The sequence below is a fragment of the Okeania hirsuta genome (assembly GCF_003838195.1).
In the GTDB taxonomy this organism is placed as follows: domain Bacteria; phylum Cyanobacteriota; class Cyanobacteriia; order Cyanobacteriales; family Microcoleaceae; genus Okeania; species Okeania hirsuta.
This window is the reverse complement of the sequence record NZ_RCBY01000530.1, coordinates 1-1,905: the sequence shown is the minus strand read 5'-3', so window position 1 is coordinate 1,905 and position 1,905 is coordinate 1. Positions and strand designations below refer to the sequence as shown.

2 protein-coding genes are annotated in these 1,905 nt (G+C 39.9%); both read left to right on the top strand.

The window, feature by feature from the left end; all coding sequences use genetic code 11:
• Positions 1 to 261 precede the first annotated feature (261 nt).
• Positions 262 to 489, top strand: a complete 228-nt coding sequence (locus D5R40_RS38665; RefSeq protein WP_205127834.1) for a hypothetical protein — start codon at positions 262 to 264, stop codon at positions 487 to 489.
• Complete coding sequence (locus D5R40_RS38660) at positions 490 to 1,350, top strand: TPM domain-containing protein (RefSeq protein ID WP_205127835.1); 861 nt, start codon at positions 490 to 492, stop codon at positions 1,348 to 1,350.
• Positions 1,351 to 1,905 lie beyond the last annotated feature (555 nt).

Sequence of the window (1,905 nt, the reverse complement as noted above, 5' to 3'; positions counted from 1 at the left end):
TAGCTGTCTCCTGTCTCCTTCAAAAATATCAAATCATTCGTCACTGTGCAACGCCAAAAAATCTTCCATCTTCAACCATTACCAAATATTTCTCGATCTCCCCATCTCCCTGCCATAAGAATCTAATTACACCGATGCTACCGGATTTGATCTAAATTGCATAACCCCTCAACTTCAAGAAATATATTGAATTGTATAACCAAAACTGGTTACTTTCTGACTCGTCCATTAATTTAATGTTTCTCTCTGGAGGTCAAAAACATGAAATTTTCTGTAGTCATCTTTAAAAGTGCTTTTTGGAAAATTTCTCTATCTCTAGCATTAATGCTATATTCTTTGCCAAGTTTGGCCTTAACTGTCCAGGACGTGCCCAACCCCCGACAAAATTATGGTGGTTGGGTGACAGATATGGCTGAAATACTCAGTACTGACACAGAAGCTAAACTCAACAAAATGATTTCAGACCTGGAAGCAAGCAATGGTTCATAAATTGCAGTTGTTACTGTCTCAGAAACCCAACCTGCTGCAACTCCAAAAAAGTTTGCTACTGAGTTATTTAACTATTGGGGAATAGGTAAGAAAGATAAAGACAATGGGGTGTTGTTTTTGGTTTCTCAGGGCGATCGCCGTGTGGAAATTGAAACAGGGAAAGGAGTACAGGAAATTTTGCCAGATGCTAAAGTTAGCCACTTGCTCGATACCAACATTATCCCGAAATTTAAGTTAGGATTATTTGAAAGTGGTGTAGTTGTAGGTACAACAGCATTAGTAACATCCCTAAAAACTGGGAAATATAGTCTAGCTGAAACTTCAGTTTCTCAAAATGACACACTTATTATGGGCATCATAATTACTATTTTACTGGTATTGGTGTTTCTGACAATTCTTCTGACAATTCTGATTTACATGAATACCAGAAATAGGCAGAGAAGCAGTTATACTCCTCGTAGTTATAGTAGTTACAGTAGCTATAGTGGAGGAAGTAGAAATCATGGTAGTGACAACCATACTCAAAGAAGTAGTTATAGCTCCACAGATACGAATGATAGTGACAATGATAGTAGTAGTGATGATGATGCTAGCTTTGGTGGAGGTAGTAGCGATGGTGGGGGTTCGGGAGCTAATTGGTCTGAAACCGCTAGCAGCAGTAGTCCTGAAAACTTTGGTGGTGGCAGTAGTAGTGGTGGTGGCAGTAGTAGTAGTTCCAGTAATTATAGTGTGACTAGCAGCAGCAGTTCTGGAAGCTATAGTAGTAGTAGCAGTAGTAGCAGTTCCAGTGGTAGTTATGATAGTTATAGTAGTAGCAGTTCTGGAAGTGATAGTAGTGATAGTGGAGGTTGTGATTACTAATAGACATCTCCAGAAAAGAGGGAATAGGGAATAGGGAATAGGGAACCCACCCCTCGCCCCTCCCCCTCCCAGGAGGGGGAAGAACTGATGATTTCTGTACGATAATTGATTTCATTTGGATAGACCACAGTAGGGAAGTTCCATGGAACGTCCTTACAAGGTTTTGATTGTTTTGTCATTCAATAGTTTAGTGATTGCCAACAAATACAAATCATACCCACACATCAGCAACGCCAAAAACCTTATCCCTTGAAACCTTGCTTTCCCTTCTGCCTTCTGCCTTCATCCTAAGTATAACTATTCAATCGGACATGATATTAATTATTAATTAGGGTTTGCTGATTAAATCTAAAAGTATTTACAGATAAAGGTTTTAGCCTTTTTGGGGTCTTTAAAAAGTGCCTGGTTTTCAGCTCTTCACGCTCAAAAAGGAGCGTATTTTGGCGCATAGTTGGGCAGAAAAATCAAGGAACAATTCTTACTCCTACCTCCTCGTTCATTCCCCGTTCCTCCTGTCTCCTGTCTCCAGTATAGCTGTCTCCTACCCTCACCCAT